This is a genomic window from Mycobacterium sp. SMC-16, assembly GCF_046250085.1.
Taxonomy (GTDB): Bacteria; Actinomycetota; Actinomycetes; order Mycobacteriales; family Mycobacteriaceae; genus Mycobacterium; species Mycobacterium phocaicum.
In genome coordinates, this window is record NZ_CP176427.1 from 659,345 (window position 1) to 683,317 (window position 23,973).

Genomic DNA, 23,973 nt, shown 5'->3' on the forward strand with positions numbered 1-23,973 from the left:
CAACGCCGACCTACTGTGCGGGTATGCGGCCCCACCGGCGTTCCGTCCTGCTCGGGCAGCTGGTGGCGGATCGGGCCGCGCCGTCACAGCAAGGGGTGCTCAATGAACTGCGCCGTGCTGTCCTCGACGGCGGCGTGCCGCCCGGTACGCCGATCCCCTTGGCCGACGTGGCGGACGTGTTCGGCGTCAGCCAGATTCCGGTACGGGAGGCGCTGAAGACGCTCATCGGGGAGGGGCTGGTGGAGCACCGGCTCAACTTCGGTTACACCGTGGCCCTGCTGACGCCGCAGGAGCTCCGCGAAATGTACATCGTGCGTGAGGCTTTGGAGTCGGCGTCGCTGGGCGTCGCCGTGGCCAACGCCACCGATGCCGACCGCGCGGCCGCGGTCGCGGTCAATGTCAGGCTGCAGCAGGCGATTCGCGACGATGACGCGGGCGCTTACCACCGGCAGAGCCGGGAACTGCATGCCGCGCTCACCCGACCGTCGCGCATGTATCGGCTGCTGCACATGCTGGAGGCGGCATGGAATGTCACCGAACCCGTGCAGCCGATGCTGCATGTCAGCCGCGACGACCGGGCGGACCTGCATGCCGACCATTGCGCGATGGTCGACGCCTTCGTCGCCGGTGACGCCGAGCGCCTGATCGCCGTCGCGGAAAACCATGCCGTCCGGCTCAACGCGGCGATCGCCAAACTGCCCACGGACACCGGGCTGCTGGCGTAGCGGCGAACATATATCTTTTCCGCAATTGCGGCATATCTCAGGGGAAACAGCAGGGAAACGTTGCTTTTTTAGCGTTTTCGAGCATGACTGACACCCTCGTTCCCAAGGACCTGACCCCACCGGGCGCGGTGATCGGCGCAGGTGACATCGTCGAGGCCGCCGGCCACCCCGTCGGCGGCGGCGTCATCAAACCGGATTACGACCCCAGACTGACCAATGAGGACCTGGCCCCGCTGGGCAAGCAGAGCTGGGGCTCGTACAACATCTTCGCGTTCTGGATGTCCGACGTGCACAGCGTCGGTGGCTATGTGACCGCGGGCAGCCTCTTCGCCCTCGGCCTGGCCAGTTGGCAGGTGCTTGTGGCACTGCTGATCGGCATCACCCTCGTCTACTTCTTGTGCAACCTGGTCGCCAAGCCCAGCCAGGTTGCCGGCGTGCCGTATCCGGTGATCTGTCGTACCGCATTCGGTGTGCTGGGGGCGAACATCCCGGCCGTCATCCGTGGACTGATCGCGGTGGCCTGGTACGGCATCCAGACCTACCTGGCGTCGGCCGCCCTGGATGTCGTGCTGCTCAAGCTGTTTCCGGAACTGGCCCCGTACGCCGACCTCGCCACCCACGGCTTCCTCGGTCTGCCGGTGCTGGGCTGGGCCAGCTTCCTGCTGCTGTGGGTGTTGCAGGCCTGCGTCTTCTGGCGCGGTATGGAGGCGATCCGCAGGTTCATCGACTTCTGCGGACCCGCCGTCTACGTCGTCATGTTCGTCCTGTGCGGTTACCTCATCTACAAAGCCGGCTGGGGCGCAATCGATCTCAACCTCGGCGAGGTCAAGTACACCGGCCTGGATTCGATTCCGGTGATGCTCGGCGCCATCGCGCTGGTGGTGTCCTACTTCTCCGGTCCGATGCTGAACTTCGGCGACTTCTCCCGCTACGGCAAGTCGTTCGCCGCGGTCAAGAAGGGCAACTTCCTCGGGCTGCCGGTCAACTTCCTGGTGTTCTCCGTGCTGGTCGTGGTCACCGCGTCGCTGACGCTGCCGGTGTTCGGCGAACTGCTCACCGACCCCGTGCAGACCGTGGCCCGCATCGACAGCACCTTCGCAATAGTGTTGGGCGCGTTGACCTTCACCATCGCCACCATCGGCATCAACATCGTCGCCAACTTCATCAGCCCGGCGTTCGACTTCTCCAACGTCAGCCCGCAGCGCATCAGCTGGCGTGCCGGCGGCATGATCGCCGCGGTGGGCTCGGTTCTGATCACGCCGTGGAACCTCTACAACAACCCGGAGGTGATCCACTACACGCTGGAGATCCTGGGCGCCTTCATCGGCCCACTGTTCGGCGTGCTGCTCGCCGACTACTACCTGGTGCGCAAGCAGAAGGTAGTAGTCGACGAACTGTTCACCATGTCGGAGTCCGGAAAGTACTGGTACACCGGCGGATACAACAAGGTCGCGGTCATCGCCACCGTGGCCGGCGCGGTGCTCGCGGCGCTTCCGGTGCTGCTGGCGGGCAGTGTGTACGGCATGCACACCGCGGCCCAGTACAGCTGGTTCATCGGCTGCGGTGTCGCACTCGGCATCTACCGGGTGCTGGCCGTCCGCGACCGGTTCGTCGCCGAGTCGGTGGCGTGACCGCACGGGAGTCCTTGGGATGAGCCGGATTTGGGTCATCAACCCCAATACCACCACATCGATGACCGCTGGGATCGGCCGCTGCGCACAGGCAGTGGCCGGTTCCGGTGTCGAGATCGTCGCCGTGACATCCGAGTTCGGTCCGCCCTCGATCGAAAGCCACTACGACGAGGCCATGAGCGTGCCGGGTCTGCTCGAGGCGATCCGGCGCGGCGAACAGGCCGGGGTCGACGGATATGTGATCGCGTGCTTCGGCGATCCGGGACTGGACGCGGCGCGGGAGGTCGCGGCCGGGCCCGTCATCGGCATCGCCGAGGCCGCCATGCAGACGGCCAGCCACCTCGGCCGGGGTTTCTCGGTGGTGACGACGTTGTCGCGCACCATGGGCCGCGCCGCCGATCTGGCGGAACGCTATGGGATGCAACGGTTCTGCCTGGGTATCCATGCCTGCGACATTCCGGTGCTCGACCTCGAGGCAGACCCGACGGCACGCAAGGTCATCACCGAGGCATGCCGCGATGCGTTGGAGTCAGACGGCTCCGACGCCATCGTCCTGGGGTGCGCGGGCATGGCCGAGATGTGCGCGGCCATCACGGCAGAACTCGGGGTGCCGGTGGTCGACGGGGTGAGCGCGGCGACGTTGACGGTGCAGGCATTGGTGCGGATGGGTCTGCGCACCGGCAAACGTGGCGAGTTCGCGACGCCGCCCGCCAAGCAGTACACCGCGCGGCGCGACGGCTAACCGGCCGGGTGCACGGCGCGCCAATGCTCGGCGATGTCGATGCGCCGGGCCAGCCACACCCGGTCATGACGCTGCACGTGGTCCAGGAATCGTTCCAGCGCCGCACTGCGGGCCGGGCGGCCGACCAGTCTGCAGTGCAACCCGACCGAGAGCATCTTCGGGCTGCCGCCCAGACCCTCGGCATAGAGGACGTCGAACGCGTCACGCAGATGGGCGAAGTACTCCTCGCCGTTGGAAAAGCCTGCGGGAGAAGCGAATCGCATGTCGTTGGTGTCGAGCGTGTACGGCACCACCAGATGGTCGGTATCGGCCACCTGCACCCAATACGGCAGATCGTCGGCGTAAGAGTCCGAGTCGTACACGAACCCGCCATGCTCGACCACCAGCTCCCGCGTGTGCGGTGAGTCCCGGCCGGTGTACCAGCCCAGCGGCGCGGCACCGGTGAGCTCGGTCAGGATCCGTACCGCCTCCGCCATGTGCTCGCGTTCGGTGTCGCGGTCGATCAGCTGGTAGGACTTCCACCGCAGTCCGTGACAGGCGATCTCGTGCCCGAGTTCACCGAACGCGGCCAGTGCCTCCGGGTTGCGCTGCAGTGCCCGCGCCACCGCGAAGATGGTCAGCGGGATACCTCGTCGCTCGAAAATCCTGAGTATCCGCCACAATCCGGCGCGCGAGCCGTACTCGTAGAGCGACTCCATGCTCATGTGCCGGTTGGGGAACGCCTCGGCCGGCGTCATCTCGGACAGGAACGTCTCCGAGGCCGGATCCCCGTCGAGCACGTTGTTCTCGCCGCCCTCTTCATAATTGAGGACGAACTGCACGGCAATGGCGGCGCCGCCCGGCCACTGCGGGTCCGGCGGGGTGCGGCCATAACCCACCAGGTCGCGTGGGTAACTCACGCGAGGTCCCCGAACAGCCGCAGCCGGGCCAGCCCGCCGTCCGGGTAGATGTCCAGTCGGGCCTCGGACACCACGTCAGCGGTGTCGATGAGGAAACGGTGCCGCGTGTCGGGCAGCAGGTCGGTGCGGGGCAGCAGATCGATCCACTGCCCGTCGGCGCGCAATCCGGTCAGCGCCGCGGCCCCGGGGCTGTTGCCGATGAAGTACGACGTGTCGATCTCGGCGAGCCGCACCCAGCCCGGTCCGGCCAGCCGGATGCGTACCCAGTCGTTGGCGTCGTCGCGACGGCGGGCGGTCTCCCAGCCGTCGCCCATCACCTGTGCCTGCCCGGGGAAGATCAGATTCTGCGGCGAACTGTAGAACCGATTCGAGGCGTCGAGCACCAGACCGCCGTTCTCCAGCGCCGCCAGGTCCACGGGGCCGACGCCGAGGAATCGCTTGCCCGGGCGGCCTTCCCCGTGCACGCGGAGTCGCGCCACCCCGCCGTCGGGAAAGATGTTGAGCCGCAAATGCGTCCAGCGCTGTTCCGAGGACACCTCGAAATTGTTGCGGGTGTCGCCATACACGCGCGAGCGCTCGATGAGTGGAACCCAGCCGGGGTCCGCGGCCAGTTGTTCGGCTGTGGGGTAGCCGTCGACCTCGATGGCGTCGACCGAGACGGCCGGCGGGTAGTTGCCCTTGAACCATGCGGTGTCGACGACGACGCCGCGGATGACACCCGGCACCCCGAGCCGCACGATGGCCGCGTCGTGGCCGGCGTCGCGGCGTCGCCGGGTCTCCCACCCGTCGTAGATCTGGCCCTTGTGTCCGAACGATGCCGGCCGATATTGCGAGGGGCCGGGGGAGATGAGGTTCTCCTTCTCGGCGAACACTTCGTCGTTCGCCCAGATGACCGCGCCGCCGAGGCTCCGCAGCGCGAGGTCCGGCAACCAGGTGAAATCGGGCAGTGATTCAGTCATGACAGCTTTCGGTTCTTGAGGTTTCGTAGTACGTCGATGGTGGCACCAGGCGCGCCGTCAAGGACGTCGTCGGCGCCGAACGCGCCGCAGTCCAGCCCACGCAGCACCACGGCTGCCAACGCCTCTGCGGTCGCGGGTTCGTCGACGATCGGACCGCCGGTGCGGTCGAGGTAGGCCTGCAGCCGTGGCGCCGCGGCGGCCATGGCGGCACGGAAGAAGGTGAATGTGGCCAGCCAGCGCGTCACGAGATGGCCGGGGTGCATGTCCCAACCCTGGTAGAAACCGCGCTGGAGGGACCGGGTGACGAGCCGGTGATGGCGCCGGATCGCCTGCACCACTTGATCTTCGGTGCCGATCGGGGCCACCTGCGTCGAGCCGTCGGCGATCCAGACGCCGGTTTGCGCGGCGGCTGCCTGCATCACCGACTTGGCGTGGTCGGCCACCGGGTGATCGAGTGCCTGATGCTGCGGCGCGATACCGCAGGCGGCGCTGTAATCGTAGGTACCGTAATGCAATCCGCTGCATCGACCGTCGGCCAGGTGGATCGCGCGGGCGAGGGTCGCCGTGCCGTCGGGGCCCAGTACCGCCTGCGGGCTCTCGATCTGCAGCTCGAAGCGCAGTGCGTGATCGGCCAGGCCGTGTGCGGCCTCCAACGCCTCGCACAGCCAGACCGCCGCCGTGACCTGTTCTGCCGCACGCAGTTTGGGCACGGTGAAGACGAATCCGTCGATGGCGCCGGCGTCGAGTACCAATTCGAGGGTGCGCAGGGCGCGACGGCGCTCGGCGGTGGTCAGCCCCTTGATCCGAATCCCACTGTGGCTCAACCCGAGTGCGGGCAGTGTCACCGCGGCCCGCGCTGCGTCGTCGTCCTCCACGTCGTCACCGCGGTGGCCGTAGCCGTCCTCGAAATCCAGCCGCAGGTCGGCTATCGGAGCGGCGGTGAGCTGGTCGCGCACCAACGCCACCGTGGTCGGGTCGCCCAGTTCGGCGAAGACCTCCGGGTGCCGGTCCAGCAGTTCGAGCGCCGCCTGCCCCCACTGTGCAGGAGTATCGGGCGTCGCGTCGGCGGCGCTGACATAGACGGTGTGGATCGGCTGGGCGGCTGGGCCGACCCCAGGAAACCGTGCCGCGAGGTCGGCTTCGACGCGGGACAACAGGGTGTCGATGCGCTCGAGGGCATCTGCCGGGATGCGATGGTGGGGGTCCGACACCTGCCTATCGTGCCGTGCTGACTCGATCTCAGCACGTCGAGCCTGAGCCGGTTTTGGTTAGCTGATCTAGTGTTGGCACTGCAACGTCGCAAAAGGAGTCCCGATGACCAGTGCCGAACGGATCGACGATCCCACCGAGAGCTCTGTGCCCGAGCCCGTCACCTACGCGGGTCCGGAATGGATGGGTAAGGCCAACTGGCACTCGGTCGCCGAGTCCTACCTGCTGCGGGCCGTGAAGCCTCTGCTGTACCTGCTGACCAAACTCATGCTGGCCATCAACACGCGATTCCCGCAGGTCCTGCTGGGCCGCGCGTACGACGGCTCCGAGCGGGTGACGAACTGGATGCCCGCGGTGCGTGGATCGCGCACCGAGAAGGTCGAGCTGCCCAATTGCCCGGCGGAATGGGTCTGGAACGAGACCACCCCGCCGGTCGACGGCCGCGTCATCATCTACTTCCACGGTTCGGCGTTCATCGCGCTCGGCATCAACAGCCACCGGCCGCTCGTCAGCCACATCGCCCGCGACAGCCGCGCGCGGGCCCTGAGCGTCGGGTACCGGCTCTGCCCCCGCAACCTCGTCGAGGATGCGGTCGAGGACGGCGTCGACGCCTACCGCTACGTGCTCGCACAGGGCGTGAAGCCCGAGAACATCGTGCTGGCCGGCGATTCGGCCGGCGGCTTCATCGCGGCCATGACGGCCGTGACGGTGCGCGACCTGGGCATGGCGCCGCCCGCCGGCTGCGTGCTCCTGTCCGCTGCCACCGACAGCGACATGGCGCCGAAATACGAAGCAGCCGCACGCGTTCCAGATGCCATGTTCCCCGTCGACTTCCTCCGGATGATCAACGAGGTCTTCCTCCTGCGTAACGGCGGGCGCGAAGCCACCCCGTCTCCCGTCGACGCCGACCTGCGCGGCCTCGGCCCGTTCCTGCTGCAGGTCGGGTCGGAAGAGGCGCTGCGCCCCGACTCGGAGCTGCTGGCCGAGCGGCTCGCGGCAGCGGGAGTGCCGGCGCGGCTGCAGGTCTTCGACCGCGCCGTCCACGTCTTCCAGGCCTTCGCCTTCTCGAACCCCGACGCCCGACGCGCGGTCGGTGAGGTCGCGGAGTTCGTGAAGGCCGTCGCCTGACTCAGGCGTTGACTCCGGTGTTGATCAGTCGCCGGCGTTGACGTGTCGGCGCCTTTGACTCTGTGGCGAGGGCGCTCTCTACTCGCGAAAGTTCGCCGTGGGTTCAGGATGAACGGGATTCGGGTCGCGGGTGGCGTTGAGCCTGTGGTGAGGGCGCTGTCCTCTCGCACAAATGCGCCCTGGTTTCAGGGTGAACGAGTGCCCGGTTGGCGGTGGCGTTGACTCTGCAATCTGGGCGGTACCTACTCGCGAAAGTTCGCCCTGGTTTCAGGGTGAACGGCCAAGGGTGTTGACCCTGTCGTGAGGGCGCGGTGTTCTCGCACAAATGCGCCCTGGTTTCAGGGTCAACGAGTTCCCGGTCGGCGCCGGCGTTGACTCTGCCCTGAGGGCGCTGTTCGGACGCTGGTTTGCGTCGACACTCGGCGACAGACCTGGCGCTGAACTGGCGCGGGCGTACCGGTCGACGCCGGCCGAAACGGAAGAATTACCAGTTCAACGCACCTTCGCGGCCGGCGAGAGTGCGCGTTCTGCACGCCTCAGACGGCGTGTTGCCGTACAGACGCGGCCGCTCGCGAGTGATGGGCCGCACTCTCCCAACCACCTGGTTGGGAGGGCCTGTTACGCTTCCGGGCAGGGGACCGTCTACCTGCCGGTGGATGCACCCACAACCCCATCTCAATAGGACCTGGAGCAAACACATGTCCGAAGAAGCCTTCATCTATGAGGCCATTCGCACGCCCCGTGGCAAGCAGCGCAACGGTGCACTGAACGAGGTCAAGCCGGTCAACCTGATCGTCGGCCTGATCGACGAAATGCGTCGTCGCAATCCCGATCTGGACGAGAACCTGATCAGCGACGTCATCATGGGCGTCGTCTCGCCCGTCGGTGACCAGGGCGGCGACATCGCCCGCACCGCCGCGCTCGTGGCCAAGCTGCCCGAGACCACCGGTGGTTTCCAGCTCAACCGTTTCTGCGCTTCCGGCCTGGAGGCCGTGAATCTGGCGGCCCAGAAGGTCCGTTCCGGCTGGGACGACCTGGTGTACGCCGGTGGTGTCGAGTCCATGAGCCGCGTCCCGATGGGTTCGGACGGCGGCGCGTGGGCCGGTGACCCCGAGACGAACTACCGCATCGGCTTCGTCCCGCAGGGCATCGGCGCCGACCTGATCGCCACCATCGAGGGCTTCTCGCGCGAGGACGTCGACGCCTACGCCGTGCGCTCGCAGGAGAAGGCCGCCGCAGCGTGGTCGGGCGGCTACTTCGCCAAGTCGGTCATCCCGGTCAAGGACCAGAACGGCCTGACCATCCTGGACCACGACGAGCACATGCGTCCGGGCACCACCCTGGAGAGCCTGGGCAAGCTGAACTCCGCGTTCGCGGGCCTGGGCGCCATGGGCGGCTTCGACGACGTGGCGCTGCAGAAGTACCACTACGTCGAGAAGATCGACCACGTCCACCACGGTGGCAACAGCTCGGGCATCGTCGACGGCGCCGCCCTGGTGCTGATCGGTTCCGAGGCTGCCGGCAAGTCGCAGGGCCTGACCCCGCGCGCCCGCATCGTGGCCACCGCCACCAGCGGTGCCGACCCGGTCATCATGCTGACCGGCCCGACCCCGGCCACCAAGAAGGTGCTGGACCGCGCCGGCCTGACGGTCGACGACATCGACCTGTTCGAGATCAACGAGGCCTTCGCCTCGGTCGTCCTGAAGTTCCAGAAGGACCTGAACATCCCGGACGAGAAGCTGAACGTCAACGGTGGCGCCATCGCGATGGGCCACCCGCTGGGCGCCACCGGCGCCATGATCACCGGAACCATGGTCGACGAGCTCGAGCGCCGCGGCGCCAAGCGTGCCCTCATCACGCTGTGTATCGGCGGCGGCATGGGCGTGGCCACCATCATCGAGCGCGTCTAGGGAGATTGAAAGAACATGGCTGAGAAGACAATTCAGTGGGACAAGGATGCCGACGGCATCGTCACCCTGACCATGGACGACCCCACGGGTTCGGCCAACGTGATGAACGAGCACTACAAGGAGTCGATGCACTACGCGGTGCAGAGCCTGCTCGCCGAGAAGGACTCCATCACCGGTGTCGTCATCACCAGCGCGAAGAAGACCTTCTTCGCCGGCGGTGACCTCAAGGGCATGATGCAGATCGGCCCCGACGACGCCGGCGAGGCGTTCGCCATGGTCGAGGACATCAAGGCCGACCTGCGCGCCCTGGAGACCCTGGGCAAGCCCGTCGTGGCCGCCATCAACGGCGCCGCCCTCGGTGGCGGCCTGGAGATCGCCCTCGCGTGCCACCACCGCATCGCCGCCGACGTCCGCGGCAGCCAGATCGGCCTGCCCGAGGTCACCCTAGGTCTGCTGCCCGGTGGCGGCGGCGTCGCCCGCACCGTGCGCATGTTTGGCATCCAGAAGGCCTTCATGGAGGTCCTGAGCCAGGGCACCCGCTTCACCCCGGCCAAGGCGCAGGCCACCGGCCTGGTCGACGAGCTCGTCGACACCGTCGAGGAACTGATCCCGGCCGCCAAGGCCTGGATCAAGGCCAACCCCGAGGGTGGCGTGCAGCCGTGGGACGTCAAGGGCTACAAGATGCCCGGTGGCACCCCGTCGAGCCCGGGCCTGGCCGGCATCCTGCCGTCGTTCCCGGCGCTGCTGAAGAAGCAGCTCAAGGGCGCCCCGATGCCCGCGCCGCGCGCCATCCTGGATGCCGCTGTCGAGGGTGCGCAGGTCGACTTCGACACCGCGTCGCGCATCGAGAGCCGCTACTTCACCAGCCTGGTCACCGGCCAGACCGCGAAGAACATGATCCAGGCGTTCTTCCTGGACCTGCAGGCCATCAACGGTGGCGCCTCGCGTCCCGAGGGCATCGCCAAGCAGGACATCAAGAAGATCGGTGTGCTGGGCGCGGGCATGATGGGCGCCGGTATCGCCTACGTCTCGGCCAAGGCCGGCTACGAGGTCGTCCTCAAGGACGTCACGCAGGAAGCCGCCGACAAGGGCAAGAACTACTCCGAGAAGATCGAGGCCAAGGCCCTCGAGCGTGGCAAGACCACGCAGGAGAAGTCCGACGCGCTGCTGGCCCGGATCACCCCGACGGCCGATCCGCAGGACCTCAAGGGCGTCGACTTCGTCATCGAGGCCGTGTTCGAGAACCAGGAACTCAAGCACAAGGTGTTCCAGGAGATCGAGGACATCGTCGAACCCAACGCGCTGCTCGGCTCGAACACCTCCACACTGCCGATCACCGGTCTGGCGACCGGCGTGAAGCGCCAGGAGGACTTCATCGGTATCCACTTCTTCTCGCCTGTCGACAAGATGCCGCTGGTGGAGATCATCAAGGGCGAGAAGACCTCTGACGAGGCGCTGGCCCGGGTGTTCGACTACACCCTGGCCATCAAGAAGACCCCGATCGTTGTCAACGACAGCCGTGGCTTCTTCACCTCGCGCGTGATCGGCACCTTCGTCAACGAGGCGCTGGCCATGCTGGGCGAGGGCGTTGCGCCCGCGTCCATCGAGCAGGCCGGTTCGCAGGCCGGTTACCCGGCTGCGCCGCTGCAGCTTTCGGATGAGCTCAACCTCGAGCTCATGCACAAGATCGCTGTCGCCACCAAGGAAGGCGTCGAGGCTGCCGGTGGCACCCACGTCGCGCACCCGGCCGAGGCTGTCGTCGAGAAGATGATCGAGCTCGGTCGCCCGTCGCGTCTGAAGGGCGCGGGCTTCTACGAGTACGTCGACGGCAAGCGCACCCAGCTGTGGCCGGGGCTGAAGGACGCCTTCAACTCGGGTACGACCGAACTGCCGCTGCAGGACATGATCGACCGCATGCTGTTCGCTGAGGCGCTCGAGACGCAGAAGTGCCTCGACGAGGGCGTGCTGACCTCGACCGCGGACGCGAACATCGGCTCGATCATGGGTATCGGCTTCCCGCCGTACACCGGTGGTTCGGCGCAGTTCATCGTTGGTTACCAGGGCGAGCTCGGCGTCGGCAAGGAGGCCTTCGTGGCCCGTGCCAAGGAACTGGCCGCCAAGTACGGCGACCGCTTCCTGCCGCCGGCCTCGCTGGAGAGCTGACCTTCTAGCGTCAACAAAAACCCCCAAATCCCAAGGGATTTGGGGGTTTTTGCGTTGGTGGGTGACGCGCGTTCTTGACACCGTGCCTTCAGTCGGGGCATAGTTACGCCTGCCTGATAGTAAGGCAGACATACTAAAACTGATATGGAGTGACCCGATGGCTGTCCAGATCCGCGAACTGCACCACATCGGCCTCGGCATGGGTAGTGCCAAGGCCGACGAGGCCAAGGACTACTACCGCGATGTGCTCAACCTGACCCAGGACGGCGGCCGGTGGCACATCCCGGGCATCCACGGCTACTTCCTGGATATCCCGAGCGACGTCCAGATTCACCTGCTGGGGAGCGACGGCCCGTCGCCCTACAGCCAGGGGCCTGGCAAGGATCCCGTCGAGAACCACATCGCCCTCGCGGTGGACGACGTCGCCGAAGCCGAGACGGAGCTGAACCGTTTGGGCGTGGACTATTTCGTGCTCGACAACGTCGCCGCCCCTGAGCTCAAGCAGCTCTTCCCGCGCGACTCGGCGAACAACCTCGTGGAGATCCATCAGATCGGCCACTGCCGGTGCCGTAAGAGTCAGCGGTAGCAAGTCCGGTTGGGCGCCAAAGGATTACGAGACAGGTCAGGAGACCGACATGCTGTTCGACATCGACGCCATGGACGTGAAGCCGCGGTACAACCTACTGTCGTCGCTGATCGTCCCGCGTCCGATCGCCTGGGTCACCACTGTCGACGCCGCCGGCCGCGTCAACGCCGCGCCGTTCTCGTTCTTCAATCTCATGGCCGGAACGCCGCCGGTGGTGGTACTCGGCATCGGCAATCGGGACGGCGCACCGAAGGACACCGCCCGGAACATCGTCGACACAGGTGAATTCGTGATCAATCTCGTGACCGCGGGACTGCTCGATGCCATGAACGTCACCGCCGTCGACTTCGACGCCGACGTCGACGAAATCAGCGAGGCCGGTCTGGAAACGGTGGCGTCGCATGCTGTGGCGCCACCCCGGATCGCGGCGAGCCCGGTTGCGTTGGAGTGCACCTTCACTCAAACGGTGGCCCTGGGGCAGGGCCGAAATATGGTGGTCGGCGCCGTTTCCCACGCGCACGTCCGCGACGACATCGTCATCGACGAACGCCGCGGGCATGTCGACGCGAGCCGGCTGGACGTCGTCGCACGCATGCACGGCGGCGGCTGGTACACCACGGTCTCCCCGTTCCGCCTCGACCGGATCACCTTGGCGGACAGCAAGTCTCAGTCTTCGGATGCCGCGGGCGCCTTCACGTGAATCCAGAGTTTGTCGAGGATGCGCTGAAGGTCCCGGCGGTCACGCTCGCTGAGCACGTCGACCAGCTCGCCGCACGCCTGCTCGAAAACCGGGACCGCCTCGGCCACCAGCTTTTCGCCTTCGGGGGTGATCCGCACCGGCGTGCTGCGGCGGTCGGTGGCATGGCGGGTTCTGGTGACGAGCTTCCGGTTCTCCAGCCAGTCGATGAGACCGGTGGCGCTGGCCTTCGTGATGCCGAAGTACTCGGAAAGTCCGCTGGGAGTTTGACGGACACTCCATTCCTCTTCGGGCCGGCCGAGCTGCGCCGCGAAGATCATCAGGACATCGAGTTTGGCTTCCGAGATGTTGACGCGCTCGAGCTTGCGGTTCACCGCGGCGATGACGTCGTCGGCCAACCACAGCAGCGACAGTCCCAGGCGTGCCGCACTGACGTCCTTCGACGGATCGCCACCCTTCATGAGTCCGAGCACGGGCCGCATGGCCTCGGGCGCAGTGAGTTTGACGCGGGCCGCCGAGAGGGTGCGACGAACGTTGGACGTGCTGATCTGCGGCCGGCTCATGACGACAGTCTAGGAGCCTGACAGTAAGGCAGCCGAACCGAATCGCCGGACCGTCACCCCCGACTACCGACCAGAGGAATTCCACGCATGACGTACATCGCGCAGCGGCAACATGTTTGGCCGTCCGTGCCCAGCGGGACCGGAGCCGGCCCGTGCTGAGCGCGGACACGGTGGCGGCCGTGGCCGCGCAGCTCGAGGCCGCGCAGCGGAACCGCCGGCAGATGCCGCAGGTGTCGCGCGCCTACCCGCAGATGACCATCGACGACGCCTATGCGGTGCAACAAGAATGGGTGCGGCACCTGATCGCCGGCGGGCGCCGGGTGCGCGGGCACAAGATCGGTCTGACCTCGCGGGCCATGCAACGCGCGTCGAATATCGACGAGCCCGACTATGGTGTGCTGCTCGACGACATGTTCTTCGACGACGGTTCCGAGCTGCCGGCCGACCGCTTCATCGTTCCCCGCGTCGAGGTGGAACTCGCCTTCATCCTCGACCGCGCGCTCTCCGGGCCGCACTGCACCGTCGTCGACGTGCTGGACGCCACCCGCTACGTCGTGCCGGCGTTGGAGATCATCGACGCCCGCATCGAACAGGTCGACCGGGCAACCGGCGGCACCCGGACCGTCCTCGACACCATCTCAGACAACGCCGCCAATGCGGCCGTCGTCCTCGGTGGAAAGCCGCTGCGCCCCAACGCCATCGACCTGCGCTGGGTCAGCGCCCTGTGCTACCGCAACGCGGTCATCGAGGAGAGCGGTGTTGCGGCGGCCGTCCTGAACCACCCGGCCGTGGGGGTGGCGTGGCTGGCCAACCGGCTGGGTGCCCGCGGCGTCACGCTCCGGCCCGGCGATGTCATCCTGTCGGGTTCGTTCACCCGTCCGGTGCAGGCCCGTCCCGGCGACACCTTCCACGTCGACTATGGGCCGCTCGGATCGATCTCTTGCCGCTTCAGCGATGGCGAAAGTGCAAGCCATGCCTGCTGATTGGTTCACCGGCGGTGCCGACGGGGGCCCGGCCATCGGGTTGTGGCTGGGGCTGGCCAACGCGTACAGCGCCGAGCTGTGCGCAACCCTCGGTTTCGACTGGCTGCTCATCGACGCGGAGCACGCGCCCAACACCGTGCGGACCGTCCTGCACCAGTTGCAGGCGATCTCCGGTACCGCGAGCACCGCCGTGGTGCGTCCACCGACCACCGACGCCGACACCATCAAGCGCTACCTCGACATCGGCGCGCGGCACCTGCTGCTGCCGATGATCGACAATGCCGAGCAGGCGCGGGACGCCGTCGCCGCCTCGCGGTACCCGCCGCACGGAATACGTGGTGTCGGAAGCGCTCTCGCCCGTGCATCTGAATGGGGCGGGCAGACCGACTATCTCGCGACGGCGAACACTCGCATGCGCCTCATCGCGCAGATCGAGACGCCCGCCGCGGTCGCGGCCGTCGATGACATCGCCGGGACCGACGGCATCGACGCGGTCTTCGTCGGCCTGTCGGACCTCGCGGCCACCATGGGGCATCTCGGTCAGCCCGCGCATCCCGAGGTGGAGAGTGCGTTCGCCCACGTGGTGACGCGCGCTCGCAGTGCGGGCAAACCCGTTGGGACACTTGCCGCGAATCCGGCGCTCGCCCGGTCCGCCGAGGACTACGGTTGCCGTTTCATCGCCGTCGGTACCGATGTCGGACTTCTTGCCGGCGGTGGTCGGCGGCTGCTGGCCCAGGCGCGGGGCATGGCCGACGTGCCGCCGACGGCGGGTGGGTACTGAACGCCTCAGCGTGCGGGGTTCGAGTACGCCCGCGTCGGTGAGATCAGCACCGCGGCACGCCCCTCTTCCCGCCTGCCGCGGTCGTAGGTGTCCCAGTCGTCGTGAGTGCCGCCGGCGGCGGTGAAGACGTCGCGCAGCAACACCCGCAGCGTCTCGGGATCAGTGTCGTCCGGGCCGATGATCTCGGCTGCGCCCTCGATCGTCAGCCACTGCCAGCCCGCGTGCGCGACGACCGAGGTGCGCGGGTCCGCGCGTAGGTTGCGCAACTTGCGGGCGGAGCCGATGGCGACGAGCGCGACGACCGGGTCCCCGGTTGTCGGGTGCGGCATCACGCCGGCATTGACCACCGAGGACTGGATGCTGCCGTCACCGCGCAGGGTGTTCAGCACGACCAGCCCGTGATCGCGGGCGGACAACTCGGCGAATGCGGAAAGGTCGGTCATGGTGTCCTCACTCCGCCACATCAAATGCGGCAATGACTTTCGTCGGTTTCACCCGGACCACGAGTTCGCCGGGAACGCCGTTGCGGCGACCGTATTCCTCGGCGCGGTCGGCGCCCATGTAGCGGCCGCCGGTGCGGGTGGCGATGTCGAGCAGCTCGTCGGGATCCTCGCTGATGGCCGCGACACCCTGAACCTGGACGAACGCATAGGGCGGCGACGTGTCGTCGACGCACAACACCACCCGCGGGTCGCGGGCCAGCGCGCGGCCCTTGGCCGTGTCCTTGCCGGTGTTGAACACGAGCGCGCCGTCATCCACCACGAACCATATGGGTGCGGCGAGCGGTCGCCCATCGGTGGCGACCCAGCCCAGCACCGCGGTGCGCGTGCCCTCGGACAGAAACGCGATCACATCGTCGGAAAGTTCGGCCATGCGGCCACGCTACGCCCGGCGGCGTGGACCTTGCCCGCCATTGACCCTGCGCCTACACACACGTGTACTCGGGTTTTGTGTGCGTAGCCGCACGATCGATGTGCGGCCCTCGTTGACTGTGCAACCACGCACTTGTCTACTCGCACTTTGTGTGCGCAGACGCAATGTCAACGCGCGCAAGGTGATTGCTTGTCAAGTGCCCAGCAGAGGACGGTCAGTGACCGCGACGCCTCAGGTACGCCGCCGCGCGAACAGGTAGTACCGCGCCGGGTTCTTGCCATTGTGGTCGAGGCCCGGTTCGTCGCCGCTGTCGAGCAGCGTCCACCCGAGTGCGAAGCGACGTTCCACCTCGGCCGGGTCGATCCCGGGCACCCCGAACGACGCACCTGGCACGAACGCGACGATCAGCAGGCGCGCGTCCGCGGCCGCGACCGCCGTCACCTCGCCCACGTAGGCGTCGCGGTCGTCGGCGCTCATGCCGTGCAGGCACCCGTTGTCGACGATCAGCGCGAAATCAGCGCCGATGCCCTGGCCGGTGAGCCGGGTGGCATCGGCGTGGTCGAACCGCACCGAGCCCGGCGCCGCGGTGTCCCGCTTGGCGGCTTTGGCGCGCGCCTTTTCGACCGCCTTCGCGACGTAGTCGATGCCGGTGACGTCCCAGCCGAGCCCGGCCAGGTACAACGCGTTGTCGCCGGTGCCGCAACCGATGTCGAGCGCGGTGCCCGGGGGCAGGGCACCGTCACCCTCGACCAGCTCACGCAGGCTGGTGGCTAGCGGATGCCCGTCCCACGGTGTGAAGCCGAGCCGGTAGAAGACCCGGAACAGGCGTTGTCGGGACGACATGGCATCACAGCGCCCCGAGGTCGGCCGACAGCCAGTGCTTCGGGTCGACGGTGACGGTCACGCTGGGGCCGTGCTCGCGCCGGGCCATCTCGAGATAGGCCGGGGCCTTCTCTTTACCGAGGTACCGTTCGGCCATCTCGACCAGCTGCTCGTCGGTGCCCGTCTCGATGCTGAGCACCGGACCGTCGACGGCGACGTAGCGGACCGACGGCTCCAGCCGCTCGGCCATCAGCGACAGGTGTCCGGCCGCCTCGATCAGCTTGTGTTTACGGGAGCCGAGACCGGTCAGCAGCCACAGTTTGCCGCCGGGGGTGTACTGGTACCAGATCGGCAGCGTCAGGGGACCGCGGTCCGGCCCGGCGTTGACGGACAGTGCCCCGATGTGTGGTTCGGCCAGAAATTGTTCGCGTTCATCCTTGGAAAGGGCCATGAATCCAACGTAGCGAAAAAGGGTGACACCGCAGCGGCTTCGGCCACACGCGCAGACGTCAGTCGGGCAGCGGCATGGTGTCGTAGAGCCGGACGCCCTTCGCGTTGAGCCGCGCCAGTCGCCCGGTCAGGCCACGTGGCAACACCGATATGGCCCGCCCGACGCCGAGAAGTGTTCTTGCGCCCCAAGCAGACTCGGGCACGATGGTCTTGGCGTTGAACCGTGCCATGGCGCGGCTGCCGTCCACCGGCGCGGCCATGGTCCGTTCGTAGGCGGCGAACGCGGCAGTGTGATCGCCGCGGTGCGTAGTCAAGGCATGCGCCAGCACGTAGGCGCCGTATACCGCCAGGCTGGTGCTGCCGCCGACGCCGGGGCCAGGGCAGTACCCGGCGTCACCGACCAGCGTCACCCGGCCCCGGGACCACGTGCGCATCTCCAGCTGGGTGATGGCGTCGAAATAGAACGACGGGGTGCTGTCGAGTTCCCCGAGCCAGTGGTCGATCTCGGGACCGACGCCCTCGAACGCCGCGCGCAGATGGCGCTTTTGCGCGTCGATGTCGCGGTAGTGGTAGTCGAGGGGCTCATCGGTGCGGAACATGAACACCGCGCGGGCATCGTCGAGGTGGTCGGCGCTGTACACCATGGCGATCTTCCGCGGTGCCAGGTATCCGCTCATCTCACCTTTGGGCGCAAGCATTTTCGGCACCGACACCACCGCCAGGTAGCCACCGAGGAAATGTTCCCGGGCCTGGTCGCCGAAGGTCAGTTGCCGGACCCCCGAGTGCAGGCCGTCGGCGCCGATCACCAGGTCGTAGCGCTCTGGGGCGCCGGTCTCGAATGTCACCTCACCGGCGTCGGTGATCGACGTGAGTTGGTTCCCGAAGCGGAACTCGGCGTCGTCGCGCACGGCGTCGTAGTACGCCTGGCTGAGGTCGTCACGCATGATCTCGACGTGCCGGTCGGACATGGCCCCGATGAGCTTGACGTAGTCGATGTGGGTCCATCGGGTGCGGGGCGGACGGTTGAGGGTGAGGGCGGTCGTTCCGGTGGCCCGGGCCTCGATGCGGTCCAACACGCCCATGCGTTCGGAGATCTCCATGGCTGGACGGAACAGGTCGACGGCATGGCCGCCGGTCTTGCGCAGGGCCGGCGCGCGTTCGACCACCGTCACGTCGAATCCATTGCGGGACAGCCAGTAGGCCAGGACCGGGCCGGCGATGCTGGCGCCGGAGATGAGCACCTTCATGGATTCCTCCGCGTTTACTTAACGGTCGGTAAGTGGATGTGCGGTCAGCTTACCGTCCGTTAAGTAAGTTAGGGTGGCTACGTGGCGAGAACCCCGTCCGAGACTCGATCGCGCATACAGAATGTGGCGCGCGAGCTCTTCAGCCAGAAGGGCGTGCAGCGGACCAGCCTGCAGGACATCGCTGATGAGCTCGGCATCAGTAAACCCGCGCTCTACTACCACTTCAGCTCGCGTGAAGACCTCGTGCGCAGCATCCTGCAGCCGTTGATCGACGAAGGCGAGGAATTCGTCGCAGCCCAGGAACGGTTGCGCGGCGGGGCGCGAGCCACTCCGCGCGAGCTGCTGCAGGGCTACTTCGACTTCCACTACCGGCACCGCGCCGACCTGCTGCTGATCGTCACCGAGCTGACCACGCTGGCAGACCTGGGGCTGATCGACAGGATGCTGGCCTGGCGTGAGCGGCTCGGCAAGCTGGTCTTCGGGCGCGGGCCCACCCTCGAACAGTCCACCCGGGCCGTCATCGCGTTCGGTGGTCTGCAGGACTGCTGCCTGCAGTTCCCGGACGTGCCGGTCGACCAACTGAGACGCGCGACGGTCGACGGTGCGATGGCCGCGCTCGGGCTGCCGGAGTGACGGGCCGTTCGCGTCTCGAACCAGCCGCATCCGGTGCCGCACTCGTCCGCGTCGGTACGATTGCCGCATATCGGTCTGAGCGCCAGACGCCGAACGCAACGGAGAGTGCCTGTTGGAGATCCCCTTTATCGGGCCACTGACGCTGTCCGGGTTCTCGAGCGGTTGGTTCTTCCTGTATCTGATTGCCGTCGTCGGCGCCGTCGCGATCTATCTGCTGCTGCGCAAGGCCCGTCGCAAGCGGGTGCTGCGGTTCGCCAACACCGAGCTCCTGGAGCAGGTCGTCGCGGCACGGCCGAAGACCCGGTCGCGGTGGCGGCACCTGCCGGCGGTGCTGCTGGTGGTCTCGCTGGTCTTTCTCACCACCGCCATGGCCGGACCGACCCACGACATCCGGATTCCGCGTAACCGCGCCGTCGTCATGCTCGTCATCGACGTCTCCGAATCGATGATCGCCACCGACGTCAAACCCAGCCGCATCGAGGCGGCGAAGAGCGCCGGCAAGACGTTCGTCAAAGGCCTGACCAACGGGATCAGCGTCGGCCTCGTCCAATTCTCTTCCAGCGCAACGATGCTGGTGGCACCTACCAGCGACCACGACGTCGTCGCGCGGACAATCGACACCCTGGAGCCGTCCCCCCGTACCGCGACCGGCGAAGGCATCTTCACGGCGTTGCAGGCCATTGCCACCCTCGACGCCGTCATGGGCGGCGGTGACGGTCCGCCGCCCGCGCACATCGTGCTGATGTCGGACGGTAAGGAAACCGTGCCTGCGGATCCGAACGATCCTCGCGGCGCACTGACGGCGGCGCGCGCGGCCAAGGACCAGGACGTCGTGATCTCGACCATCTCGTTCGGTACGCCGTCCGGTGTCATCACCTACGAGGGCCAGGAAGTGCCGGTCCCGACCGATGACCTTTCGCTGCAGAAGATCGCGAAGGTGACCGGCGGTGAGTCCTTCCGTGCCGAGACTCTCGACCAGCTGACCCGCGTTTACGCCAACCTGCAGGAACAGATCGGCTACCAGACCATCCGCGGCGACGCCAGCGGCAGCTGGACGCGCGTCGGATTCTTCGTGCTGGTCCTGGCGCTGTTCGCGGGCCTGAAGATCAACAACCGCCTGCCGGGCTGACGCATGTCCCGGCGGCACATCGCGGTAGTACTCGCAGCGGTGGTCGTGGGCGGCTGTGCCAATTCCGAGCCGGGACAGGCCGAGAAGCCGGCCGGTGGGCCGCCGTCGTCCGTCGTTGACGCGAGCCTGCTCGGCAGCGGGAACTTCCCGGTGACTCCGACGCCGCCCTTGGGCACGGCGGGTGTCATGTCGACCGGGGCCTTGATCGATGCGCGCCGGTTGGCCGACGACGTCGTGGGGCCCTGGGAGATCGATCCGCAGATGGTGGTGCCCGGCCAATCCCGGGCCGTCGTGATCCCCGGCGCGCCGGCCCTCGGCACGATCCTGCCCGCCGCGGTGGCGAGCACCGCCGGCGCCCACAACATGCTCTACGGCTTCGCGTCCGACCGGCAGGACCCCGACCGGTGGCGGTTGATGAACGCCGTCCTACGGTTCCCCGACGCAGCCGCGGCAGGCGCGGCCGCCGCGGATCTGGCAGGCGCGGTCGCCGGGCTGACGCCGACCTTGGATCACCCGGTGCCGATCAGTGGGCACCCGGACGCGCGAGCCGTCACGCTCGGCTCGAACCTTGACGCCGGGCCGGATCAGCCGGTCACGCTCTACGCGTTCACGCCGCACGGTCCGTATGTGCTGACACAGTTGGTCTACGCGCCGGACCAGGACGCCGCGGCAACGGCTGTCGCCGCCACGCTGACCGCCCAGATGCCGCGCATCGACCAGTTCGTGCCGACCGATCCGGCGAAATTCGCGGCGCTGGCGATGGATCCGTCGGGCATGTTGTCGCACACCATGCCGCCCCCGACTTTTCCCGATCCGCCGTCTTCCCGGCTGCCCGACGCCAAGGTCGGCAGTTACCTGCCGCGGGCCGCGCTCCATTTTCAGGACGATCCGGCCGGGGCCGCACCGCTGTTGGAGGCCGCAGGGCTGCGGGAGATGACGTATGACCAGACGATCCTCTATCGCGTGAAAGACGCGGCGGCCGCCAAGAAGTTGGTTGACGACCTGGCCGATCTCACCGGGCGCACCGAGGTGTCGACGCGGCCGGCCAATGCCGTCGACTTCCTGCCGGGCAGCCGCTGCGTCCAATCCGAGATGGATCCGACGATGACCAACGGTTCGATGTTCTATTGCTTTGCGGCGCTGAACGACACCGTCATCGCAGTGCACAACGCCGATGCCACCGGTGCACGCCAGGAGACGGCGGCGCAGTACAAGATGCTGTTGACGCCTTAGCGTCCCGGCATGGTCTTGCCGATGGCGTTGCCCGCCGCGGCGTCGGTGCTCTGGTACTTGGTGGCCGCGGTGCGCAGTGAGTCGGCGAAGCCCGTGATGGCCTTGCCCAGGTTCTGGCAGTCGGTGTTCAGCACCGGGGCGACGCGCTGGCAGGCGGCGCCGGAGGCGAGCCCCGACATGCCGGCCGCGGCCGAGTTCAGGGGTTCTCCCGGCTTGGCTTCGCCGACGGCCGAGCCGCACGAGGTCATGGTGCTCGCCGCGGCAGTCAGCACCTGCGGATCGACGTGCAATTCGGGGGCCATGGACTTCAGCCTAAGCCCGTACCGCGACGGTTCCCGACGCTGTTTCGTGGAGCGGCGTGCTCGGGCCTGGCCGTGCGATCGCCGTTCGGCCTAAAGTCGGGGCCATGCGCTTCGGATTGTTCATCCCGCAAGGTTGGCGTCTCGATCTGGTGGGGATCGCCCCGCAGGACCACTGGCAGGTGATGCGCGATCTGGCCGCGCACGCCGACGGCGGACCCTGGGATTCGCTGTGGGTCTACGACCATTTCCACACCGTGCCGATGCCGACCGCGGAGGCCACGCACGAGGCGTGGACGCTGATGGCGGCCTACGCGGCGACGACCTCGCGGATCAAGCTCGGTCAGATGTGTACCGCGATCAGCTACCGCAACCCCGCGTATCTGGCGAAGGTCGCGGCGACCACCGACATCATCTCCGGTGGCCGGGTCCAGATGGGCATCGGTGGCGGCTGGTACGAACACGAATGGCGCGCTTACGGTTACGGCTTCCCGTCGGCCGGTGTGCGGCTGGCCCGGCTCGACGAAGGCGTACAGATCATGCGCACCGCCTGGCGCGACGGGGTGGTGAGCTTCGACGGCAGGCACTACCAGGTCGACGGCGCCATCGTGCAACCGAGGCCGTTGCAGGACAACGGCATTCCGCTGTGGATCGCGGGCGGCGGCGAGAAGGTGACGCTGAAGATCGCCGCGAAGTACGCGCAGTACACCAACTTCACCTCTGAGCCCGACGGCTTCGCGCACAAATCCGAAGTGCTGCAACAGCACTGCCGTGAGGTCGGCACCGACTACGACGGCATCGTCCGCTCGGCCAACTTCAACGTGGTGATCGGTGAGTCCGAGGACGACGTCGCGGCCCGCATCGCGCGCATCCGGGATCGCCAGGTCACCGTCGCGCACGAAGCCGCCGTCGACGCGATGGTGAAAAACCTGACATCGCCCGATTCTGCTTGCGGCACAACCGAACAGGTCATCGCGAAGCTGCAGAAGATCAAGGATCTCGGCTGCGCGTACGCGATCCTGTACTTCCCTGAGGCCGCATACGACAGGTCGAGCATCGAGGCTTTCGAGCGCGAGGTCATTCCCGCGCTCAGTGACTAGCCACCGTGGACGGATTTCTGGTCGACGCACCGCCGCTGCGGCCGCCGGTGTGGGTGCAGCAGTTCTGGGGTGACCTCACGTTCCTGCACTGGCCCGTCGACCCGGCGAGCGTCGCGCACCTGTATCCGCCCGGCACCGCGCCGGACATCTTCTCCGACGGGCTGACGTACGTCGGCCTGGTGCCGTTCGTCATGCACCGCTCGGCGGTGGCCGGCGGTGTGCCGTTGCCGTACTTCGGCACCTTCGCCGAAACCAACGTGCGGCTGTACTCGGTCGACGCCGCCGGCCGGCACGGCGTGCTGTTCCGGTCGCTGGAGACGACGCGGCTGGCGGTCGTGGGGGCGACGCGGCTCGGCATGGGTGTGCCCTACACCTGGGCCAAACTGCGCGTCACCCGCACCGGTGACCGGATCACCTACTCGGGCACGCGCCGGTGGCCCGAGCGGGGCCTGCGCACCCTGGCCGACGTCGCGATCGGTGCGCCCGTCGAACCCTCGCCCTTGGAGGTGTGGCTGACGGCTCGGTGGGGCGCGCACACCCGCAAGGCCGGCCGGACGTGGTGGGTGCCCAACGAACATCCCACCTGGCCGCTGCAACAGGCCGAGGTGGTCGAGCTGACCGACGATCTGGTGCCGGCCAGCGGGGTGGTGCCGGTGGGTCCGCCGTTGCGCGCGCTGTTCTCGCCGGGCGTGCTGGCCCGTTTCGGGCGGCCGACCGCGCTTCGTTGAGCCTTTACTCGAAGGTGTCCGATTCCGGTCCGGAAGATGAACGGCTGGTAGCGCAAAGGTGCAGTCTCGCTGATCATTGCGCCATGTTGCCGACGATGCGTGATTCCGGACTCCGAGCCGGTGCGGTGCCGATCCCTTCCAACGCCGTGTCCAGTCGGCGCACGGTGCGCCCCGGCGTCGTGAGTGGCCGGCCGCGGGTCAGTGCCGGTCCCGCTCCCGCGCACCGGGCCGACCTGGCGCAATCGCGCCTGTTCGCGGCCCTGCTGCTGGACGAGATCGCCGATCTGGAGGACCAGATGACGTTGGCGGAGCGGCGATCCCGGCGCGCCCAAGCCGCCACGGGGTCGGCGGCCGAACTCCCGTCGGAGACGCTGCTGGCGCTGCGCCGCAGGGTCCTGGAGGTGCAGCGGATGCTCGACGCACTGCGTCGTCGCTTCCCGGGCGAGGGGGATTCGCTGCGCGTGATTTAAACCGCCAAAGGGT

General features: G+C 67.5%; 26 protein-coding genes. 16 read left to right on the forward strand and 10 right to left on the reverse strand.

Annotation, left to right across the window (positions count from 1 at the left end; all coding sequences use genetic code 11):
• Positions 1-23: 23 nt before the first annotated feature.
• The 3 genes from ACJEIK_RS03165 (at position 24) to ACJEIK_RS03175 (ending at position 3,098) form a co-directional block, all read left to right on the forward strand.
• Entirely contained in the window at positions 24-725 is a 702-nt protein-coding gene (locus tag ACJEIK_RS03165; RefSeq protein ID WP_409431035.1) for a GntR family transcriptional regulator, read from the forward strand.
• 83 nt (positions 726-808) lie between these two features.
• Positions 809-2,356: an NCS1 family nucleobase:cation symporter-1 gene (locus tag ACJEIK_RS03170; RefSeq protein WP_409431036.1), complete on the forward strand. Its 1,548-nt coding sequence runs from the start codon at positions 809-811 to the stop codon at positions 2,354-2,356.
• A 19-nt stretch (positions 2,357-2,375) separates the two neighbouring features.
• On the forward strand, positions 2,376-3,098 hold the full coding sequence (locus tag ACJEIK_RS03175; protein WP_212813267.1) for an aspartate/glutamate racemase family protein: 723 nt from the start codon (positions 2,376-2,378) through the stop codon (positions 3,096-3,098).
• Here ACJEIK_RS03175 and puuE read toward each other — a convergent pair.
• From puuE to ACJEIK_RS03190, 3 genes are read right to left on the reverse strand one after another with little or no spacing between them, the layout of a single operon-like run.
• A complete protein-coding gene (gene puuE / locus ACJEIK_RS03180) occupies positions 3,095-3,997 on the reverse strand; it encodes an allantoinase PuuE (protein WP_409431037.1) in 903 nt (300 codons plus the stop codon). The genes ACJEIK_RS03175 and puuE overlap by 4 nt on opposite strands.
• A complete protein-coding gene (gene alc / locus ACJEIK_RS03185; RefSeq protein ID WP_409431038.1) occupies positions 3,994-4,956 on the reverse strand; it encodes an allantoicase in 963 nt (320 codons plus the stop codon). Before alc ends, puuE begins: the two co-directional genes overlap by 4 nt.
• Positions 4,953-6,167, reverse strand: coding sequence for a DUF6986 family protein (locus ACJEIK_RS03190; RefSeq protein ID WP_409431039.1), 1,215 nt, complete (start codon positions 6,165-6,167; stop codon positions 4,953-4,955). The genes alc and ACJEIK_RS03190 overlap by 4 nt, the downstream gene beginning before the upstream one ends.
• A gap of 103 nt (positions 6,168-6,270) precedes the next feature.
• Between ACJEIK_RS03190 and ACJEIK_RS03195 the strand changes: the two genes are divergently transcribed.
• From ACJEIK_RS03195 to ACJEIK_RS03215, 5 genes are all read left to right on the forward strand, one after another.
• Positions 6,271-7,293 (forward strand): alpha/beta hydrolase, encoded by a 1,023-nt coding sequence (locus ACJEIK_RS03195; protein WP_409431040.1) that lies wholly within the window; start codon positions 6,271-6,273, stop codon positions 7,291-7,293.
• Positions 7,294-7,991: 698 nt separating this feature from the next.
• Complete coding sequence (locus ACJEIK_RS03200; RefSeq protein ID WP_073697797.1) at positions 7,992-9,203, forward strand: acetyl-CoA C-acetyltransferase; 1,212 nt, start codon at positions 7,992-7,994, stop codon at positions 9,201-9,203.
• Positions 9,204-9,218: 15 nt separating this feature from the next.
• Positions 9,219-11,366: a 3-hydroxyacyl-CoA dehydrogenase NAD-binding domain-containing protein gene (locus ACJEIK_RS03205; protein ID WP_061004846.1), complete on the forward strand. Its 2,148-nt coding sequence runs from the start codon at positions 9,219-9,221 to the stop codon at positions 11,364-11,366.
• A gap of 157 nt (positions 11,367-11,523) precedes the next feature.
• Positions 11,524-11,952, forward strand: coding sequence for a VOC family protein (locus ACJEIK_RS03210; RefSeq protein WP_406776047.1), 429 nt, complete (start codon positions 11,524-11,526; stop codon positions 11,950-11,952).
• 49 nt (positions 11,953-12,001) lie between these two features.
• Positions 12,002-12,652, forward strand: coding sequence for a flavin reductase family protein (locus ACJEIK_RS03215; protein ID WP_406776048.1), 651 nt, complete (start codon positions 12,002-12,004; stop codon positions 12,650-12,652).
• Here ACJEIK_RS03215 and ACJEIK_RS03220 read toward each other — a convergent pair.
• On the reverse strand, positions 12,619-13,212 hold the full coding sequence (locus tag ACJEIK_RS03220; RefSeq protein ID WP_267324680.1) for a MarR family winged helix-turn-helix transcriptional regulator: 594 nt from the start codon (positions 13,210-13,212) through the stop codon (positions 12,619-12,621). The genes ACJEIK_RS03215 and ACJEIK_RS03220 overlap by 34 nt on opposite strands.
• Positions 13,213-13,364: 152 nt before the next feature.
• On the opposite strand from ACJEIK_RS03220, the gene hpaH reads away from it, so the two are divergent.
• Positions 13,365-14,195 (forward strand): 2-oxo-hept-4-ene-1,7-dioate hydratase, encoded by an 831-nt coding sequence (gene hpaH / locus ACJEIK_RS03225; protein WP_071286723.1) that lies wholly within the window; start codon positions 13,365-13,367, stop codon positions 14,193-14,195.
• A complete protein-coding gene (locus ACJEIK_RS03230; RefSeq protein ID WP_406776049.1) occupies positions 14,185-14,976 on the forward strand; it encodes an aldolase/citrate lyase family protein in 792 nt (263 codons plus the stop codon). The genes hpaH and ACJEIK_RS03230 overlap by 11 nt, the downstream gene beginning before the upstream one ends.
• A gap of 5 nt (positions 14,977-14,981) precedes the next feature.
• On the opposite strand, the gene ACJEIK_RS03235 is transcribed toward ACJEIK_RS03230, so the two are convergent.
• The 5 genes from ACJEIK_RS03235 to ACJEIK_RS03255 form a co-directional block, all read right to left on the reverse strand.
• Entirely contained in the window at positions 14,982-15,419 is a 438-nt protein-coding gene (locus tag ACJEIK_RS03235) for a TIGR03618 family F420-dependent PPOX class oxidoreductase (protein WP_406776050.1), read from the reverse strand.
• A 7-nt stretch (positions 15,420-15,426) separates the two neighbouring features.
• The gene (locus ACJEIK_RS03240; protein WP_064859742.1) at positions 15,427-15,849 is read right to left on the reverse strand and encodes a PPOX class F420-dependent oxidoreductase; all 423 of its coding nucleotides are present in this window, start codon (positions 15,847-15,849) and stop codon (positions 15,427-15,429) included.
• Positions 15,850-16,080: 231 nt separating this feature from the next.
• Entirely contained in the window at positions 16,081-16,692 is a 612-nt protein-coding gene (locus ACJEIK_RS03245) for a class I SAM-dependent methyltransferase (RefSeq protein WP_064859741.1), read from the reverse strand.
• Between the two features lie 4 nt (positions 16,693-16,696).
• On the reverse strand, positions 16,697-17,122 hold the full coding sequence (locus ACJEIK_RS03250) for a pyridoxamine 5'-phosphate oxidase family protein (protein ID WP_138247906.1): 426 nt from the start codon (positions 17,120-17,122) through the stop codon (positions 16,697-16,699).
• A gap of 58 nt (positions 17,123-17,180) precedes the next feature.
• Positions 17,181-18,368 (reverse strand): FAD-dependent monooxygenase, encoded by a 1,188-nt coding sequence (locus ACJEIK_RS03255; RefSeq protein ID WP_409431041.1) that lies wholly within the window; start codon positions 18,366-18,368, stop codon positions 17,181-17,183.
• Positions 18,369-18,449: 81 nt separating this feature from the next.
• On the opposite strand from ACJEIK_RS03255, the gene ACJEIK_RS03260 reads away from it, so the two are divergent.
• From ACJEIK_RS03260 to ACJEIK_RS03270, 3 genes are all read left to right on the forward strand, one after another.
• On the forward strand, positions 18,450-19,001 hold the full coding sequence (locus ACJEIK_RS03260; RefSeq protein WP_212813237.1) for a TetR/AcrR family transcriptional regulator: 552 nt from the start codon (positions 18,450-18,452) through the stop codon (positions 18,999-19,001).
• 112 nt (positions 19,002-19,113) lie between these two features.
• The gene (locus ACJEIK_RS03265; protein WP_138247909.1) at positions 19,114-20,130 is read left to right on the forward strand and encodes a VWA domain-containing protein; all 1,017 of its coding nucleotides are present in this window, start codon (positions 19,114-19,116) and stop codon (positions 20,128-20,130) included.
• Between the two features lie 3 nt (positions 20,131-20,133).
• On the forward strand, positions 20,134-21,363 hold the full coding sequence (locus ACJEIK_RS03270; RefSeq protein ID WP_064859738.1) for a hypothetical protein: 1,230 nt from the start codon (positions 20,134-20,136) through the stop codon (positions 21,361-21,363).
• Here ACJEIK_RS03270 and ACJEIK_RS03275 read toward each other — a convergent pair.
• Positions 21,360-21,665, reverse strand: coding sequence for a type VII secretion target (locus ACJEIK_RS03275; protein ID WP_061004862.1), 306 nt, complete (start codon positions 21,663-21,665; stop codon positions 21,360-21,362). The genes ACJEIK_RS03270 and ACJEIK_RS03275 overlap by 4 nt on opposite strands.
• Before the next feature lie 104 nt (positions 21,666-21,769).
• Between ACJEIK_RS03275 and ACJEIK_RS03280 the strand changes: the two genes are divergently transcribed.
• From ACJEIK_RS03280 to ACJEIK_RS03290, 3 genes are all read left to right on the forward strand, one after another.
• On the forward strand, positions 21,770-22,762 hold the full coding sequence (locus tag ACJEIK_RS03280; RefSeq protein WP_064859737.1) for an LLM class F420-dependent oxidoreductase: 993 nt from the start codon (positions 21,770-21,772) through the stop codon (positions 22,760-22,762).
• A gap of 5 nt (positions 22,763-22,767) precedes the next feature.
• A complete protein-coding gene (locus ACJEIK_RS03285) occupies positions 22,768-23,490 on the forward strand; it encodes a YqjF family protein (RefSeq protein ID WP_064859736.1) in 723 nt (240 codons plus the stop codon).
• Between the two features lie 95 nt (positions 23,491-23,585).
• On the forward strand, positions 23,586-23,960 hold the full coding sequence (locus ACJEIK_RS03290) for a hypothetical protein (protein ID WP_131808797.1): 375 nt from the start codon (positions 23,586-23,588) through the stop codon (positions 23,958-23,960).
• The last annotated feature ends 13 nt before the right edge of the window (positions 23,961-23,973 follow it).

Bases quoted from the DNA above. Each gene is read 5' to 3' on its own strand.
- ACJEIK_RS03270 (WP_064859738.1), top strand. From the start codon at position 20,134: ATGTCCCGGCGGCACATCGCGGTAGTACTCGCAGCGGTGGTCGTGGGC.
- ACJEIK_RS03230 (WP_406776049.1), top strand. From the start codon at position 14,185: ATGCCTGCTGATTGGTTCACCGGCGGTGCCGACGGGGGCCCGGCCATC.
- ACJEIK_RS03275 (WP_061004862.1), bottom strand. From the start codon at position 21,665: ATGGCCCCCGAATTGCACGTCGATCCGCAGGTGCTGACTGCCGCGGCG.
- ACJEIK_RS03250 (WP_138247906.1), bottom strand. From the start codon at position 17,122: ATGGCCCTTTCCAAGGATGAACGCGAACAATTTCTGGCCGAACCACAC.
- ACJEIK_RS03165 (WP_409431035.1), top strand. From the start codon at position 24: ATGCGGCCCCACCGGCGTTCCGTCCTGCTCGGGCAGCTGGTGGCGGAT.
- ACJEIK_RS03280 (WP_064859737.1), top strand. From the start codon at position 21,770: ATGCGCTTCGGATTGTTCATCCCGCAAGGTTGGCGTCTCGATCTGGTG.
- alc (WP_409431038.1), bottom strand. From the start codon at position 4,956: ATGACTGAATCACTGCCCGATTTCACCTGGTTGCCGGACCTCGCGCTG.
- ACJEIK_RS03170 (WP_409431036.1), top strand. From the start codon at position 809: ATGACTGACACCCTCGTTCCCAAGGACCTGACCCCACCGGGCGCGGTG.
- ACJEIK_RS03175 (WP_212813267.1), top strand. From the start codon at position 2,376: ATGAGCCGGATTTGGGTCATCAACCCCAATACCACCACATCGATGACC.
- ACJEIK_RS03210 (WP_406776047.1), top strand. From the start codon at position 11,524: ATGGCTGTCCAGATCCGCGAACTGCACCACATCGGCCTCGGCATGGGT.
- ACJEIK_RS03235 (WP_406776050.1), bottom strand. From the start codon at position 15,419: ATGACCGACCTTTCCGCATTCGCCGAGTTGTCCGCCCGCGATCACGGG.
- ACJEIK_RS03195 (WP_409431040.1), top strand. From the start codon at position 6,271: ATGACCAGTGCCGAACGGATCGACGATCCCACCGAGAGCTCTGTGCCC.
- ACJEIK_RS03200 (WP_073697797.1), top strand. From the start codon at position 7,992: ATGTCCGAAGAAGCCTTCATCTATGAGGCCATTCGCACGCCCCGTGGC.
- ACJEIK_RS03240 (WP_064859742.1), bottom strand. From the start codon at position 15,849: ATGGCCGAACTTTCCGACGATGTGATCGCGTTTCTGTCCGAGGGCACG.
- ACJEIK_RS03255 (WP_409431041.1), bottom strand. From the start codon at position 18,368: ATGAAGGTGCTCATCTCCGGCGCCAGCATCGCCGGCCCGGTCCTGGCC.
- ACJEIK_RS03215 (WP_406776048.1), top strand. From the start codon at position 12,002: ATGCTGTTCGACATCGACGCCATGGACGTGAAGCCGCGGTACAACCTA.
- ACJEIK_RS03205 (WP_061004846.1), top strand. From the start codon at position 9,219: ATGGCTGAGAAGACAATTCAGTGGGACAAGGATGCCGACGGCATCGTC.
- ACJEIK_RS03220 (WP_267324680.1), bottom strand. From the start codon at position 13,212: ATGAGCCGGCCGCAGATCAGCACGTCCAACGTTCGTCGCACCCTCTCG.
- ACJEIK_RS03245 (WP_064859741.1), bottom strand. From the start codon at position 16,692: ATGTCGTCCCGACAACGCCTGTTCCGGGTCTTCTACCGGCTCGGCTTC.
- ACJEIK_RS03290 (WP_131808797.1), top strand. From the start codon at position 23,586: ATGCGTGATTCCGGACTCCGAGCCGGTGCGGTGCCGATCCCTTCCAAC.